Genomic DNA, 16341 nt, shown 5'->3' with positions numbered 1-16341 from the left:
TCCAGACACCGCCGCGCCCCTCGCGTGGTGGTTGGGCGCCGTGATGATCGCGTGATGGTTGGGTGCCGCATCAGTTGCTCGTCTCCATGTTTCGGAGAGTGTGGGCATCGGCGGGACGCGTGAACATCCACCACATGCACACCTGGGCGGCCACCAGCAGTGGCGTGAGCACCAGCAGCGCGGGGGTGAGCAGGGCCAGCGTCGCGGGGTCCGCCGTGGTCTGAGCGAGCGGCAGCCGCAGCCCGGCGGAAACGCACAGCAGGGCCATTCCGCCTGAGGTGAGGGCGAAGGTCACGCCCGCTCCCGAGGTTCCGGACAGTCCCCGGGCGCGGGTCCGCAGGCGTCCGCGCAGCCGCAGAGCCGCGAAGGCCAGCCCGTGTGTGGCGAAGAGCACGGCGATGGCCGGGATCCCCAGCAGCGCGACGGGCTCCGTGAGGGGACGGTCGACGACCCCGGAGAGGAAACCGGCAAACATCCATCCCCAGCTCAGCACCACCGTCCAGCTCCCGGCCACCACGGCGGTGTCGCACATGGCGCGCCAGGCGGCCCAGTCGACCCGGCCGCGTGTCCACAGCCCGACGTCCCGGACGATCCAGCCGATGAGCAGCGTGACGACGACGGGGTACAGCCCGCTGAGCAGCCTCCCTTCGAGGAGGGGGAAGGCGCCTGTGAGGACGCCCGCCACGGCCACCAGCCAGACCTCGTTGCCGAGGAAGAGCGGCGTGATCGTGGAGAGAACCCGGCGGCGCTCGTCCGCGGTGCGCCCAAGGTAGGGAAGCAGCATTCCGACGCCGATGTCCGCGCCGCCGAGGACGAAGTAGCCGACGGCGTAGAAGGCGAGAAGAAGGATTTCCATGTCTGTGCTCCGTATCGATGGCCGGACGAGCCTCAGAAGGCGATGACGGGCGCCGGTTCCGCCGGCAGAGAGGTACGGCCGATCGCGACGGCGTCCGGCCCACGGCGGGCGTGGCGGGCGAGCAGCCAGGTGTTGAGCACGATGAGCACGCCGAACAGCGCGCCGAACGCGATCAGCGACAACCGCACCGCCGCCGGGGACACGTCCGACAGCGCCTGCTCCGTGGTCAGCAGCCCGTACACCACCCACGGCTGCCGGCCCACCTCGCGGAAGACCCAGCCGGCGAGCATGGAGACGAAGGGCAGCGGAATCATGGCGGTCAGCAGCACGTGCCACAGCCGGAACCGGCGTACCGCCGCGGGGAGCATCATGAGCAGGAAGTTCGCCATCGACATGAACAGCAGCACGGCGAAGACCAGCAGCATGACGATGGCGCCGCCCATGACCAGCCCGGTGGGCGGGAGGTAGTCACCCGGGCCGTGCGCCGCCGTCATCTCGGCCTGCAGCCGCGTCATCATCTCGGTGTCGCCCTGGTACGCGGCCAGCTTCGTCGGCTGGAGGAGGTCGAACTGGACGCCTCCGAACGAGGCGGTCGCCACCAGCGCGGGCAGTGTCACGGACACGCCGATCCGCAGCGACTTGCGGAAGAACTCCTGCTCACCGGTCCGCCTGCGCAGGTGGTAGGCGCTCACCCCGGCCATGAAGCACGCGGCCACCACCAGCGAACCGCAGAGGATGTGCAGGAAGGCCCTTACGGCGGCGGGGTTGGTGAGCACTGCGGCCGCGTCGGTGAGCCGCAGCACGCCGTCCACGACCCGGTAGCCGACGGGGTTCTGCAGGAACCCGTTGGACACCAGGATCCAGTACGCCGAGGCGTAGGCGGTGATCGTGACCACCCAGAGCGCCGCCAGGTGGACCCACCGGTTGAGCCGGTTCCAGCCGAAGATCCAGATCGCGAGGAACGTGGACTCGACGAAGAACGCCATGAGCGTCTCCATCGCCAGGGCCCCGCCGAACACGTTGCCCGCGAAGTGGGTGAGGCCGCTCCAGGTCAGGCCGATCTGGAACTCCATCACCAGGCCGGTGACGATGCCCATCGCGTAGTTGATGACGTACAGCTGTCCCCAGAACCGCGTCATCCTCTCGTGCACGGGGCTGCGGGTCAGGGTGGCCCAGGTCTGGACGACGGCCACCAGCGTGGCCAGGCCGATCGTCAGCGAGACGAAGAGGAAGTGGGATCCCGCCGTCAGGGCGAACTGCAGGCGGGCGAGGTCGAGCGTGTCCATGAACACAGGCTTCGGGGACGGCTCGCCGCCGCGCGTCCCGCCTGAGTGGGCAACGGCCGTACTCCGGAAGTCGCATGTCGCCGCGAGCCGTACTCCCCGGGTTGCGGCCGGGCGCCGGTCAGCCGGCGAGCCACCTCGGGGTGACCATGCCCGCCTCGTAGGCCAGCACCACGAGCTGGGCGCGGTCGCGGACGTTCAGCTTGGTCATGATGCGGCTCACGTGGGTCTTGGCGGTGGCCGGGCTCAGTACCAGCTCGGCGGCGATCTCGTCGTTGGACAGGCCCGCGGCGACCAGGGACATCACTTCGCGCTCACGCTCGGTCAGGCCGTTGAGCTCGGGACCGGGTTCGGGGCGCCGCACCCGGCCGGCGAACTCGGAGATCAGGCGCCGGGTGATCGACGGGGCGATCAAGGCGTCCCCCCTGGCCACGACCCGTACCGCGTGGATGAGCTCGATCGGCTCGGTGTCCTTGACCAGGAAGCCACTCGCGCCCGCGCGGAGCGCGCCGTACACGTAGTCGTCGAGGTCGAAGGTGGTCAGGATGATGACCTTCACCTCGGCCAGGCGCGGGTCGGCGATGATCCGCCTGGTGGCCTCCAGACCGTCGAGCTCGGGCATACGGATGTCCATCAGCACGACGTGCGGGCTCGTCTCGCGGGCGAGCCGCACCGCCTGCGCGCCGTCGGCGGCTTCGGCGACGACCTCGATGTCGTTCTCGCCGCCGAGGATGGACCGGAAGCCGGCCCGCACCAGGGTCTGGTCGTCGGCGAGAAGCACGCGTATCACGGGAAGGTCCTTTCAGGGGGACGCGGGTCGTGTCGGGATGCGGGCCAAGACGTGGAAGCCGCCGCCGGGACGAGGTCCGGCTTCGAACGAGCCGCCCAGGGCCGTGGCGCGCTCCCGCATTCCCTTGAGGCCGAAGCCGCCGCCGGACGCCTTCTCGGCGGATGCCTCCACGTCGTGTGCCGTCGCGTCGCCGGACATGCCGTTGTCGATCTGTACGGTCACATCCTCCTCGCCGTAGTGGATGGTGACCAGGGCGGCGGTCCCGCCGGAGTGGCGGGAGACGTTGGTGAGCGCTTCCTGCACGATGCGGACCGCCGCGAGGTCGACCTCGGCGGGCAGGTCCCGTGTCTCGCCCGCCAGTTCGGTCCGCACGGTGAGGCCGGTCCGCTCGATCAGTTCGTGCACGCGGGCGAGGCTCGGCGCCGGAGCGACCGGGGACTCCTCGTCGACCTGGCGGAGCACGCCGAGTGTCGCCCGCAGTTCCCGGAGTGCCTCCTTGCTGGTCTCCTTGATGGCGGCCAGCGCGGGCTCGGCCTGTTCGGGCCGCTCCTTGATCCGATGGAGGGCGGCGCCCGCCTGGACGTTGATCAGGGAGATGTTGTGGCCGATCACGTCGTGCAGTTCCCTGGCGATTCTCAGCCGCTCCTCGACGGCCCGGCGCAGCGCCTCCTCCTCCTTGGTCCGCTCGGCCTCGGCCAAACGCCTGCGGGCTTCCTCCAGGTAGGCGTGGCGGTTGCGCGTCACCCCGCCTATGGCCACGCTCGCCACCATCCACCCGGCGAGCAGGAGGAACTCGCTGTCGTCCAGGTGGCGGCTCGGGCCGAGGACCTCGCCGTAGCCCATCATGAGCAGCCCGACCGCGGCCACGGTGATCGCCGCGGTGAGATGTCCCAGGTCGGCGGCCGTGTACAGGGCGACCAGGACGGCCAGGAAGAGCGGGCCGTCCAGCGCCGCGAACGGGTAGTACAGGCCGCACGCCGCGGTCACCGCGACAAGGACCGGCACCGGGTGGCGGCGGCGGAACAGCAGCGCGGCGCAGGCGACGAGCGGAAGGAGCACATCGGCGAGGCGCGGTGTCACGTCCCGATTGACGATCCAGGTGACGGCTGTCCCGGCGAGGAGGCTGGCGCTCACCAGGACGGTGGCGATGGTGCTCGCCGTCATCCCCCGAAGCTCTGAAATCACCACGAACGCACCCTAGAGCATCGCTCATGGAGCGCCCAGGGGTCTGCCGGTCGCCTGCTCCGACGCGTGAAAGGCACGTTCGGGGGTGCAGGAAAGAGAAACGCCCGGAGTGAGGACGTGACGAGGGCACGAGCCGACTTGAGGCGCCCCGAACCCGCGTGAGCGGAGCGAGCGCAATTCAGCGTCGTGAGGCGCCGGGAACCCAGAGGATCTCGTCGCCGTCGGCGGCGATCCGGCACAGGATGAACATCAGGTCCGACAGCCGGTTGAGGTACTTCGCGGTCAGCGGGTTCACGTCGTCGTGGGCCTCCAGGGCGGCCCAGGCGGTCCGCTCGGCCCGGCGGACGACCGTACGGGCGACGTGCAGGAGCGCGACGCCGGGGGTTCCCCCGGGCAGGATGAAGCTCCGCAGCGGCTTCAGATCCGCGTTGAACCGGTCACACTGCTCCTCCAGCCACGCGATGTAGGACTCCTCCACCCGCAGCGGGGGGTACTCCGGGTTCTCCTTGACGGGGGCGCACAGGTCGGCGCCGAGGTCGAAGAGCTCGTTCTGCACCCGCCGGAGGACGGCCGGGATGTCGCCGGGCAGCGCGCCGATCGCCAGCGCGACGCCGATCGCGGCGTTGGCCTCCTCCACGTCGGCGTACGCCGCGAGCCGTGGATCGGTCTTGGACGTGCGGCTCATGTCCCCGAGTGTGGTGGTCCCGTCGTCGCCGGTCTTTGTGTAGATCTTGGAAAGAACGACCGGCTTGTCGTTGTCAGCACGCGTCATACGGGCCAGCGTAACGGTGCGCCGCCGGCCGCTCGGAGGCGCGATCCTCCGTATCGGCCGGTCTTCTCGTGACCGTGTTCTCGCGCCCGGGCCGGACGCGCCCGCGAGTTGGTCATGCGTGACCAGGGCCGACGAATTATCGGTATCGCTTACCGATGGCCATACGGATTTCCACTCGGCGGCACGGAGCCTAGCGTCTGGCGGCAATGAGGCGCGAAACGGTTCGCTCACCTCTTCGTCATGTTCTTTCACCCCCCGATTCCCCGTCCCGTCACCGTGTGACCCCTCGGCCCGCGCCCGCAGGCGCGCGCTCAGCGGTGGCCGGCCCGGGGAATCCGCCGAAAGGAGCACGACAGCGTGAAACGCTTACTCGCGGCCGCCGTCGGCGTGGCTACCGCCGCGTCGGTGGCTCTGCTGGCCTCCCCCGCCGGCGCCGCCGCCCCACCGGGCCCCTCGAAGGACCGGTACCAGGCCCCTGAGCGGATCGCCGCGGACCCGGCGACGGTCGCCGCGGCAGATCCGGCGTCGCTCGCCGCGGCGGTGGCGGACAAGGCCGTCGCCAGCGGGATCGACGAGCTGAGAAGGGGACCCGACGAGGCGTACCGCCGTATCGCGGTGACGCCGAGCGCGGGCGACATGTACTTCGTCGCCTACGAGCGCACGTACAAGGGACTGCCGGTGGTCGGCGGCGACGCGGTCGTCGTGACGGACGCGGCCGGGCACGTCCGCGACACCGTGGCGGCGACGGGGCCGAGCGCGGCCGACGTGCCGACCAGCCCCAAGATCAGTGCCGCGCGGGCCACCGAGGTGGCGAAGTCCAGGCTGTCCCGCGTGGACGACTCCGCCGAGCCCCGCCTGGTCGTGCTGGCGTGGGGCGATGGGCCGCGGCTCGCGTGGGAGGCGACCGTTTCCGGCCTGGCCGACGGCAAGCCCAGCGTCCAGCACGTCTTCGTGGACGCCAAGACCGGCAAGGTCGCCGACTCCTACGACCTGGTCCGCGAGGGCACCGGCAACGGCTACTACTACGGCCAGGTCACCATCGGCACGAGCGGCTCGGGCAGCTCGTACTCGATGACCGACACGAGCCGGCCCGGCATCCAGTGCGGCGGCCAGACCGGTTCGGCCTACACCGGCACGGACGACGCGTGGGGCAACGGTTCGGGCACCAACCTGGAGACGGCCTGCGTGGACGCCCTCTACGCCGTGCAGCGCGAGTGGGACATGCTGCGCGACTGGCTGGGCCGCAACGGCATCAACGGCTCCGGCCGGGGCTACCCGGCCCGGGTCGGGCTGAGCGACGTCAACGCGTACTGGAACGGCAGCTACACCAATTTCGGGCACAGCCAGGACAACGCCCGGCAGGCGACGAGCATCGACGTCGTGGCGCACGAGTTCGGCCACGCGATCTTCCAGACGACGCCGGGCGGCGCGGGCTCGGGCAACGAGAACGGCGGGCTCAACGAGGCCACTGGCGACATCTTCGGCGCGCTGACCGAGCACTACGCGAACGACCCGAACGACCCGCCGGACTACCTGGTCGGCGAGAAGGTCAATCTCGTCGGCAGCGGGCCGATCCGGAACATGTACAACCCGAGCGCGCTCGGTGACCCGAACTGCTACTCGTCCTCGATCCCGAGCACCGAGGTCCATTCGGCGGCCGGGCCGCTGAACCACTGGTTCTACCTGCTCGCCGAGGGCAACAACCCCGGCGGCGGAAAGCCGTCCAGCCCGATCTGCTCCGGCGGGCCGTCGTCGGTGACCGGTGTCGGCATCCAGAACGCCGGAAAGATCTTCCTGGGCGCGCTGAACCGCAAGACGTCCACGTGGCGCTACACCGACGCGCGCGCCGCGTCCGTGGCGGCCGCGATCGAGTTGTTCGGCGCCGGCAGCGCCGAGTGCAACACGACCAAGGCGGCGTGGAGCGCGATCAGCGTGGCGGCGGCGTCGAACGAGCCCGCCTGCGGCACCACCACCGGCGACTTCTCGCTCACGCTCACCCCGACGTCGGGCAACGCGCAGCCCGGCGGGCAGGCGACGGTCACGGTGAACACGCAGACCACCTCGGGCTCCGCCCAGACGGTCACCCTCTCCGCGTCCGGTCTGCCGAGCGGCACCACGGCGTCCTTCAGCCCGTCGTCGGTGACCTCGGGCGGCTCCTCGACGCTGACGCTGTCGGTCGGCGCCGCCACCGCGCCGGGCTCGTACCAGATCACGGTGACGGGAACCGGCTCGACCGCGCACAGCGCCACCTACAGCCTCGTGGTGGGGCAGGAGCCGGGCGGCAGTGAGCCGCCGGATGTCAGCGTCACCAACGTCAAGGGCCACCTGACGCAGTTCCAGAGCATCGCCACGAGCAACGGCGGCACCCGCAGGTCCACCACCAACGGCTACCTGCAGTCGGTGCAGTACGTCGAGGACAAGCTGAAGGCCGCGGGTTACACCGTGACCAGGCAGAGCTGCACCTCGCGCTGCACCAGCGGCGCCGGTCCGAACCTGATCGCCGACTGGCCGGGCGGTGACGAGAGCCAGGTCATCATGTCCGGCGCCCACCTCGACAGCGTCTCGGCCGGCCCCGGCATCAACGACAACGGTTCCGGCTCGGCCACCCTGCTCGAGGTCGCGCTCACCCTGGCGAGCAAGAACCCCAGCCTCGCCAAGCACGTGCGGTTCGGCTGGTGGACCGACGAGGAGCAGGGCCTGAACGGCTCGGCCTTCTACGTCAGCTCGCTCAGCTCCACCGACCGGTCGAAGATCAAGGTCTACTACAACTACGACATGGTGGGCTCGCCCAACGGCGGCTACTTCATCAACAACATCACCACCACCGGCGCGCAGTACCTGAAGGAGTTCTACGACAAGCTGAACCTTCAGCCCGAGGAGAACACCGAGGGCGCCAACCGCTCCGACGACGCCTCCTTCCGGAACGCGGGCATCGCCAGCTCCGGCGTGGCGGCCGGCGCCAGCTACACCAAGACGGCGGCGCAGGCGGCCAAGTGGGGCGGCACCGCGAGCCGGGCGTACGACTCCTGCTACCACGCCTCGTGCGACACCACGAGCAACATCAACGACACCATCCTCGACCGGGCGGCCGACGCGGCCATGTACGCGGTCTGGAAGCAGGCGGCCGGCACCGGCACGCCGCCGACGCGGGACTTCTCGATCTCCGCCAACCCGGCGTCCGGGACGGTGAAGGCGGGCGCGCAGGCCACCTCCACGATCGGCTCGGCCACCACGGCGGGCACCGCGCAGACGGTGAACCTGTCCGCGAGCGGTCTGCCGACCGGGGCCTCGGCCTCGTTCACCCCGCAGTCGGTGACCTCGGGCGGCTCGTCCACCCTGACGATCTCGACCGCGGCCACCACACCGGCCGGCTCCTACACCGTGACGGTGACGGGTGTCGGCGAGACCGGCACCCACACCACCACGTACGCGCTGACCGTCCAGAGCACCACGGACAACAGGACGTTCACCAACAACACGCGCGTCGCCATCCGGGACTGGTCGAACGCGCAGAGCACGATCACGTCCACGGCGTCGGGCGCGGCGGTGTCGCCGGTCAAGCTGTCCATCACCATCAGTCACCCCTGTGCCGAGGACCTGGACATCTGGCTCCGCGGTCCCAACGGCACCTGGTACCTGGTGGACGCGTACGGCGGCACGACCTGCACCCCGTACGGCACCAGGACCTTCTCGGTCCCGGTGAGCCAGAACGCGTCCGGCACGTGGGTGCTCGACATCGAGGACGTCTACCTCGGTGACCAGGGCTACCTGGACTCCTGGAGCATCACTGTCTGACCGCGACTAGTAGTCGGGCCCCGGCCGGTCGTCCGGCCGGGGCTCGCGCACGTCGTTGCGGGTGCGCACGCCGAGCTTCCGCAACACCCGGGCGACGTGGGTGTCCACGGTGCGGCGGGATAGGAACAGCACCTCGGCGATCTCCCTGTTGGTACGGCCCAGGGCCACCATCCTGGCCACCTCGGCCTCCCGGGGGACAGGACGCCCGCCCTCCTGGTCCGGCGCGCCGGTCCGGCCGCGCCGATCTCCCGCAGCAGGCGGCGGCAGCGGGCCGCGTCGCGGGTGGCGTCCAGCGCCGTGTACCGCTCGGCCGCGCGGGAGACGAGGGTGGCGGCCTCCTCGCGCTCGCCGAGGCCGAGCCGGGCGCCCGCCTCCGCCTCCGCGGCCCGTGCGGCGGCGTGCGGGCGGGGCATCCCCTCGTAGGCCGACTTGGCCCGCGCGTAGTGTCCCGCCGCCTCGTCGCGCCGTCCCTCGTGCTCGGCCAGTCCGCCGCGGGCCAGGTCGAGCGCCGCGTGCGCGGACGGCGCGGTCCTGCCGTCGACGCCCGCCGCGAACTCGGACACCAGATCGGCGGCCTCGTCCGCGCGTCCGGCCTTGAGCAGCGCCGCCATCGCCTGCGGGACGACCTGGTCGCCCCACACCCACAGGCCCTTGCGGCGCAGCCGGCCCACCGCCCATTCGGTCTCGGCCAGGGCGGCGTCCAGCGCGTCGCGGGTCAGGTGCAGTTCGATCAGGCCGGCGGACGCCGGCGCGGTCACCGGCAGATATCCGGAGTCGGGGTCGCGCACGCCGGTCGCGTCGAGCTGCTCCCCGGCCTCCTGCCACTCACCCCTGGCCAGGGCGAGCATGCCGAGCACCAGCCGCGCCTCCACGGCCAGCAGCGGCGCCTCCAGCGTCATCTCCACCGCCGCGACCGCGCGCTCCCGCAACCCCTGCACCCGTCCGGTGAGCCAGTCGAGCCTGATCGACGACATCTCCACCAGGTACACCGGGTAGAGCGCCCCGCTCTCGTCGGAGATCCTCCTGCTGCGCGCCGCGTACTTCTCGGCCGCGCCGTAGTGGCCGAGCGCCGTCGCCGCGTCGCACAGGTTCGAGTACGCCCGCGCCGCCTGCCTGCGCACCGCCGCCGACGGATGGTTCTCCGGCAGCGCCGAGGCCAGGGTGAACGCGTGAGGTGAGCCCACCAGCATGGCCAGGGTGACCTTGTTGGCGTGGACGGCGGCGGCCAGCTCGGGATCCTGGTCCTCGCCGGACGCGAGCAGCCGCTCCGCCTCGTCCATCCACGCCTCGTGGATGTCCAGCGGCTCGCCGCCCCACGCGGGCAGCCCCAGCAGGGCCAGGCCGCGGGCGGCCAGGTCGGGCCGGTCGTGCAGCTCGGGCAGCGCGGCCAGGATCTCCTGCCGTCCCGCGGCGTTCGCGCCGGCCTGGTTCGCCAGCAGCACGCCCAGGTTGAGCCGCGCCTCGCTGCGGACGTGGCGGGACAGGAAGCCGTCCGACAGCAGATGCCGCAGCAGCCGCACCACCCGCCGGTACGACAGGCCGACGGCGGCGATCCTGCTCAGTCGCAGCGCGAGTGGGCCGCGGGCGTCGCGCGGCAGTTTCGGGTCGGCCAGCATGCCTTCCAGCACCTCGACCGCCAGGGGCACGTCGCCGACGGCGGCGGCGTGGTCGGCGGCCGCCGCGCCGTGGCGCCGCCAGGCGGCCAGGTCGCCCGCGTGCCTTGCGTGGTAGGCGAGCCGTACCAGCGGCGGCGGGTCGAGCGCGGAGAGCGCGGCCATCGCCCGCCTGTGGATGGGCCGCCGATCCGGCCCCGGGATCGCGTCGTAGGCGGCCTGCTGGGCGAGCGCGTGCCGGAAGCCGTACTGGCCGTCGGGGTGTTCGAGCAGGACGCCGGCCCGCAGCGCCTCCGACAGGCCGCTCTCGTGCGCGTCGGCGTCCGGGCACTCCGCGCCGGCCACCGCGGCGAGCAGCGGTTCGTCGGCGGCCATCCGGAGCACGGCCGCCGCGCGGACGGCGCGCAGGGCGGCGGGGGAGAACCCGGCGAGCCGCTCGGCCATCGCCTCGCGCAGCAGCAGCGGCACGGGGATGCGGTCGAGCACCTCGGGCGCGTCCTCGCCGCCGGGTAACCGGCCCGTGTCGTCGAGCAGGGAGCGCACCACCTCCTCGATCACGAACGGCACTCCGGCGGTGCGCTCGTGCAGCCGGGCGGCGAAGTCATTCGGCACCGGGGCGCCGCCGAGCAGCGCGCTGGTCAGGCTTCCCACGGCCTCGACGTCGAGCGGGGCCAGCGAGATCACCTCGCTGCGCACGCCGGGCCGGCGGCGGTAGGCGCGCCCGAACGGCAGGCCGGGCACGGGGAGGTCCTCCCTGCGGAACGTCACCACCAGCGCCAGGCCCTCCGGTGGCTGGCCGGTGAGGAAGCAGAGCAGGTCCCGGGTGCCGTCGTCGGCCCAGTGCAGGTCCTCGACGACGAGCGCGGCGGGCGCCGCGGCGGCGAGCAGCGCGTGCACCGCGCGGAACAGCCGGTGCCGCTCGGCGCGCGCGTCGTCGAGCGGCGGTGGCGAGGGCGCGGGCGGCAGGTGCCCGGTGAGCTCGGGCAGGTATCCGCGCAGCGCCCCGGTCACGGGGTTGAGCCGGTCGCCGGCGGGCAGCGCGGCGGCGGCGTGCCGCAGCGCGTCGAACACCGGGCCGTACGGGAACGGCTCCCTGAGCTGCTGGCAGTGGCCGAGCAGCACGGTGCGGCGGTCGGCGCGTAACCGCTCGATCGCCGTGTGGACCAGGCGGGTCTTGCCGATGCCTGCCTCACCCTGCACCAGGATCACCGCGGGCGGGTTGCCGGCCGCCTGGAGGAGGGTCCGTAACTGGGCGTCGCGGCCCACCTGGGCCAGGGAAGCAGGGCCGATCATGGGCGGCTCCGTAACAGCGCGGGTTTACTCCCCGTGTCGGAACTCAGTTATCCAATACCGGTCAAGCATGGTCAACCCTCGCGTATCCCCGTAAGCCCGGTCGGTGCCGGGTCCCGCGGCGTTCCGGCGTGAACCCGCTCAGGCGCTCGGACCCGTCTTCTTGACACGGGCGCCCACGTAGTCGCCCGCCTGATGGGCGGCCGCTTTGTCGTCGCCGGCGTGCGTCAAACGGGCCAGGAGCGACCGCATGACATATGTCATCCGGAAGGTTTGATATCGACGTCTACAGGCGTCCGGCGGAGCGCGAAATGATCGGTGACATGTTGGAGACGCAGGAACTGCGCAAGACTTTCGGGACGGGCAAGGTCGCCCTGGACCGGGTGAGCTTCGCCGTACGGCCGGGCGAGATGTTCGGTTTCGTCGGCGCGAACGGCGCGGGCAAGACGACCACGATGCGGATCGTGATGGGCGTCATGCAGGCCGATTCCGGTGAGGTGCGATGGAAGGGCGCTCCGCTGGGTTTCGCGGAGCGGCGGAAGTTCGGCTACATGCCGGAGGAACGCGGCCTGTACCAGAAGATGCGGGTCGCCGATCAGATCGAATACTTCGGGCGGCTGCACGGGCTGTCACCCGCGGCGGCCGGGAAGGCGGCCGGCGACCTGGTGGAGCGGCTCGGGCTCACCGAGCGCGCGAAGGACGCGGTCGAGTCGCTGTCGCTGGGCAACCAGCAGCGGGTGCAGCTCGCCGTGGCCCTGGTCCACGACCCCGACGTCCTCGTCCTGGACGAGCCGTTCTCCGGGCTCGACCCGCTGGCGGTGGACGCGCTGGCCGAGGCGCTGCGCGAGCGGGCCAGGAGCGGCGTGCCGGTGATCTTCTCCAGCCACCAGCTCGAACTCGTGGAGCGGCTGTGCGACTCGGTCGGCATCATCTCCGCCGGGCGGATGGTCGCGAGCGGCACCGTGGACGAGCTGCGGGCCTCCGAGGGGCGCAAACTGCGTGTGGTCGTCGCCGATCCCGAGCCGGGATGGGCGCAGGACCTGGCCGGTGAGCTGACCGTCGAGGGCGGTCGCGAGGTGCTGGTCACGCAGGACGACGACGACCAGCGCGTGCTGCGCGCCGCGATGCGCGCGGGACGGGTCGAACACTTCGGGGTGGAGCGTCCGACGCTCACCGAGATCTTCAAGGAGGCGGTGGCGTGAACGGATTGTTGCTGGTGGCCGGGCGCGAGATCCGGACCCAGGTGCGGTCGAAGTCGTTCGTCATCAGCCTCGTCATCTCGGCGCTGCTGATCGGGGCGGTCGCGTTCGCGCCGAAGATCCTGGGCGGCTCGGACTCGTTCAAGGTGGGCGTGGTCGCCTCCCAGCGGCTGCAGGTGTGGGGCGACGCCAAGGTCGAGTGGAAGGACTACGCCGACGAGGGCGCGGCCAAGCGGGCCGTGCTCGACGGCGACGTGGACGCGGCGCTCGTCGGCGGCACCAAGGTGCTGACCGACGGTGAGATCGACGACCAGCTCGGGCTGCTGCTGCAGAGCGCGCACCGCGAGGCCCAGATCGGCGCCGCCGGGGTCACGGTCACCCCGCTTGTCATGCAGTCCGTCGGCGCGGACACGCGCTACCAGAAGACCCGCACCGGCATCGCGGTCGTGCTGGTGGTCATCCTGTTCATGCTGGTCATCGGTACGCCGATGATGGTCGCGATGGGCGTGGTCGAGGAGAAGAGCAGCCGCATCGTCGAGATCCTGCTCACGTCGGTTCGCCCCGTGCAGCTCCTCGGCGGAAAGATCCTGGGGTTGGGGGTCGTCGGCCTGATCAACCTGGTCGTCGCCATCGCGGCGGGGTTGGTCGGCGCGCTGGCATCGGGACTGGCGGTCGACTTCCCACCGGGGATGGCCGGGATCGTGGCCGGCGTGGTGGTGTGGTTCGTCCTCGGCTACCTCTTCTTCGCGGCGTTCGCCGCCATGTTGGCCTCGCTCGTCTCGCGGCAGGAGGAGGTCGGCAACGTCCTGACACCGATGACGATGACCATGATGGTGACGTACGGCGTGGCCTTCTACTCGGCCGCTGACCCCACCAGCACCGTGGCCACGATCACGTCGTTCGTCCCGCCGTTCTCGTCGATGGTCATGCCGGTGCGGGCGGCCGCGGCCGAGGTCCCCTTCTGGCAGGTGGCGGTCTCCGCCGTCGCGATGGCCGCCGCGGCCGTGGCGGTCGCGCTGCTGGCCGCACGGATCTACGAGCGGGCCGTGCTGCGCACGGGCGCGCGGGTGCGGCTCCTTGACGTGGTCAAAGGCCGCTAAAGTGGAGCCGGATGGTGGCTGAGGGGTTGAATCGGGCGCGCAAGGTCGTCCGGTGGACGATGATCGGGACGCTGATCCTGGTCTGGTTCCTGGCTGCCGTGACGACGGCGGCGGCGGTGGCCCTGGGGATCCTTACGTGGCCCCGCGCCCTCCTCGCCGTCGCCGGGCTCGTCGCCTTCAGCGTTTTCTTCTTTCGCATCAGCGACGCGGTCCTGGCCCACCGCTACCCGGTGCGCGACGTCGTGGTCGCCGGCGCCCTGTCGCTGGGCGTCATGATCGTCGGCGGCTCGCAGATGACCGGGTGGGGGTTCGCGCCGCTGGCGTGGCTGTCGCTCGCCGCGATCGCCGTGCCGCGCCGGGTCGCGGTGCTGCTCGGCGCCGGCACCGCCGTGGTGGTGACCCCGTTCGGCGTGCTCGGGGCGCTGGCCGGCGCGGATCCCAGCATTTCGCTGGACACGAACACCACGATGGGCGGGGTGGTCGGCGTCAGCGTCTACTACCTCGTGATGTGCTCGATCTTCCCCTGGACCAACCGGCTCTGGGTGTGGATCTACCGGCTCGCCGAGGAAGCCCACGCCGGACGGGAGGCCCAGGCGCGGCTGGCCGTCGCCGAGGAACGGCTGCGCTTCGCCCGCGACCTGCACGACCTGGTCGGCCACCAGCTCTCCGCCATCGCGGTCAAGAGCGAGCTCGCCGTACGGCTCACCGGCGCGGACGCCGACGCGGCCAGGGACGAGATGGCCGAGGTCCGCGGCCTGGCCCGGACGGCGCTGCGTGAGCTGCGGGAGACGGTGCGCGGCTACCGGCGGCTCGACCTCGACGCCGAGCTGACGACGGTGCGCGGGGTTCTGGAGGCGGCCGGGGTGACCTGCCGCCTGCATCTGCCGCACCGGGAGGTGCCGGAGGAGGTGGCGCCGGTGTTCGCGTGGGTGGTCCGCGAGGCGGCGACGAACGTGCTGCGGCACAGCTCGGCGTCGCGATGCGACATCACGGTGCGGCACTCGGACGAGGAGGCGGTGCTGGAGGTGCGCAACGACGGCGCGGCTCACCGGGCGGTGGAGGATGTCGGAAGCGGCCTGGCCGGGCTGGGTGAGCGCATGGCGGCGGTCGGGGGCACGCTGGAGGCGCGGCCCACGGGATCGGGCGAGTTCGTCCTGCGGGCGGTCGCCCCGCTGCCTGTGGAGGTCGGGGCATGATCCGCGTCCTGCTCGCCGACGACGAGCGGCTCATCCGGCAGGCGATCGCCATGCTGCTCGGCCTGGAGGCCGACATCGAGGTCGTCGCCCAGGTCGGCAGGGGCGACCTGGTGGCCCAGGCCGTACGGGAGCACGAGCCGGACGTGCTGGTGCTGGACGTCGAGATGCCGGGGATGGACGGGTTGTCCGTGGCGGAGAGCCTGCCCGGCCGGGCGATGCTGATCCTGACCAGCTTCGGGCGGCCCGGATACCTGCGGCGGGCGCTCGCGGCCGGGGTGCGCGGATTCGTGCCCAAGGACGCGTCGGCCGAGGAGCTGGCCCGCGCCATCCGGAAGGTGCACGCGGGCGGCCGCTACCTCGATCCGGAGATGGCGGCCGCCGCGATGACCGCGGGGGAGAACCCGCTGACGGAGCGGGAGCGCGACGCGCTGGCCCTGGCGGGCAAGGGCGCGTCGGTGGTGCGGATCGCCGCCGAACTGCATCTCACCGAGGGGACCGTCCGTAACTACCTGTCCAGCGCCATCAGCAAGCTGGGAGGGGGAAACCGCATCACCGCGATCCGCGTCGCGCAGGACATGGGGTGGATCTGAGGCCGCACCCGGGCTCCTGCGTCGCGCTCGCCGATGTCAGGGGTGGAACGAGCTGCGGAAGATGTGGATCGCCGTGGCGACGAGCCGGTCCACGGGGGGAGCGGGGTCGCTCAGGACCCACTCGATGAGCAGCTCCGTGATGGCCCCGATCACGCCGAGCGCGAGCAGGTGGGACTCCAGCGGGGGGCGGTGCTGCACGTCGTCGACCGCGCGCTCGATCACCTTGCTGAACTCCAGCACGGAGCGCTGCCGGGCGCCGCTGAGGACGTCGCCCGCGCGGCGGACCTCCACGTGCATCACGCGGGCGCGCCGGGCGTCCTTCGTTACAAACCGGACGTACTCTCCGATGCCGGCCACGATGCGGTCGTCCAACGTGGGCGGCGCCTGCTTGATGGCCGCCGACACGGAGGAGAGCGTCTCCTCCACGCATCGGTCGTAGACCGCGCGCATCAGGTCGTCGCGCCCCGAGAAGCACTCGTAGAACGCCCGGTTGGAGATGCGGGCGGTCGCGCACAGCCGCTCGATCGTCGTGCCGTGGAAGCCTGGATTGGCGAACAGCGCGTACGCGGCCGTGATCAACCGCTCTCTTCGGTCGGCCAGCCGTTGCTCGGCTGACATCCCCCGGTATTCGCGTCCCGCCACTACTTCACCTCACGCCGTCAATGACCCCCC

Annotated in this window: 12 protein-coding genes and 1 pseudogene; 5 read left to right on the top strand and 8 right to left on the bottom strand. The window is 71.6% G+C overall.

What is annotated here, in order from left to right; genetic code table 11:
* Positions 1-70: 70 nt before the first annotated feature.
* The 5 genes from AWQ71_RS01020 to AWQ71_RS01000 all read right to left on the bottom strand — a co-directional run bounded on the left by AWQ71_RS01020 (position 71) and on the right by AWQ71_RS01000 (position 4886).
* Positions 71-856, bottom strand: a complete 786-nt coding sequence (locus AWQ71_RS01020) for a cytochrome d ubiquinol oxidase subunit II (protein WP_067125021.1) — start codon at positions 854-856, stop codon at positions 71-73.
* A 32-nt stretch (positions 857-888) separates the two neighbouring features.
* Positions 889-2142, bottom strand: coding sequence for a cytochrome ubiquinol oxidase subunit I (locus AWQ71_RS01015; RefSeq protein WP_067126040.1), 1254 nt, complete (start codon positions 2140-2142; stop codon positions 889-891).
* A 118-nt stretch (positions 2143-2260) separates the two neighbouring features.
* Complete coding sequence (locus tag AWQ71_RS01010) at positions 2261-2929, bottom strand: response regulator (protein WP_067125019.1); 669 nt, start codon at positions 2927-2929, stop codon at positions 2261-2263.
* A gap of 12 nt (positions 2930-2941) precedes the next feature.
* Positions 2942-4093, bottom strand: coding sequence for a sensor histidine kinase (locus AWQ71_RS01005; RefSeq protein WP_067125016.1), 1152 nt, complete (start codon positions 4091-4093; stop codon positions 2942-2944).
* 199 nt (positions 4094-4292) lie between these two features.
* Positions 4293-4886, bottom strand: a complete 594-nt coding sequence (locus tag AWQ71_RS01000) for a cob(I)yrinic acid a,c-diamide adenosyltransferase (protein ID WP_067125013.1) — start codon at positions 4884-4886, stop codon at positions 4293-4295.
* Positions 4887-5243: 357 nt separating this feature from the next.
* Here AWQ71_RS01000 and AWQ71_RS00995 point away from each other — a divergent pair, with 357 nt between their 5' ends.
* Positions 5244-8681, top strand: coding sequence for a M28 family peptidase (locus AWQ71_RS00995; RefSeq protein ID WP_067125011.1), 3438 nt, complete (start codon positions 5244-5246; stop codon positions 8679-8681).
* Positions 8682-8687: 6 nt separating this feature from the next.
* Here AWQ71_RS00995 and AWQ71_RS43570 read toward each other — a convergent pair whose 3' ends face one another.
* Together AWQ71_RS43570 and AWQ71_RS43565 are read right to left on the bottom strand one after the other, a co-directional pair.
* On the bottom strand, positions 8688-8852 hold the full coding sequence (locus AWQ71_RS43570) for a helix-turn-helix domain-containing protein (protein ID WP_245658078.1): 165 nt from the start codon (positions 8850-8852) through the stop codon (positions 8688-8690).
* A 2282-nt stretch (positions 8853-11134) separates the two neighbouring features.
* A pseudogene (locus AWQ71_RS43565) lies at positions 11135-11587 on the bottom strand (ATP-binding protein); the annotation flags it as partial.
* Positions 11588-11907: 320 nt separating this feature from the next.
* Here AWQ71_RS43565 and AWQ71_RS00985 point away from each other — a divergent pair.
* Genes AWQ71_RS00985 through AWQ71_RS00970 form a run of 4 tightly spaced genes read left to right on the top strand, consistent with a single transcriptional unit; the run spans position 11908 to position 15669 of the window.
* The gene (locus tag AWQ71_RS00985) at positions 11908-12786 is read left to right on the top strand and encodes an ABC transporter ATP-binding protein (RefSeq protein ID WP_067126037.1); all 879 of its coding nucleotides are present in this window, start codon (positions 11908-11910) and stop codon (positions 12784-12786) included.
* A complete protein-coding gene (locus AWQ71_RS00980) occupies positions 12783-13883 on the top strand; it encodes an ABC transporter permease (protein WP_067125008.1) in 1101 nt (366 codons plus the stop codon). The genes AWQ71_RS00985 and AWQ71_RS00980 overlap by 4 nt, the downstream gene beginning before the upstream one ends.
* Before the next feature lie 14 nt (positions 13884-13897).
* Positions 13898-15079: a sensor histidine kinase gene (locus AWQ71_RS43125; RefSeq protein ID WP_245658051.1), complete on the top strand. Its 1182-nt coding sequence runs from the start codon at positions 13898-13900 to the stop codon at positions 15077-15079.
* On the top strand, positions 15076-15669 hold the full coding sequence (locus AWQ71_RS00970) for a response regulator transcription factor (protein ID WP_067125003.1): 594 nt from the start codon (positions 15076-15078) through the stop codon (positions 15667-15669). The genes AWQ71_RS43125 and AWQ71_RS00970 overlap by 4 nt, the downstream gene beginning before the upstream one ends.
* A gap of 36 nt (positions 15670-15705) precedes the next feature.
* On the opposite strand, the gene AWQ71_RS00965 is transcribed toward AWQ71_RS00970, so the two are convergent.
* Positions 15706-16311: a TetR/AcrR family transcriptional regulator gene (locus AWQ71_RS00965; protein WP_245658050.1), complete on the bottom strand. Its 606-nt coding sequence runs from the start codon at positions 16309-16311 to the stop codon at positions 15706-15708.
* Between the last annotated feature and the right edge of the window lie 30 nt (positions 16312-16341).

Source organism: Microtetraspora malaysiensis (genome assembly GCF_001528665.1).
Classification (GTDB): Bacteria; Actinomycetota; Actinomycetes; order Streptosporangiales; family Streptosporangiaceae; genus Microtetraspora_A; species Microtetraspora_A malaysiensis.
Note: the sequence above shows the minus strand (reverse complement) of the source record. Positions and strands in the feature narration are given on the sequence as shown.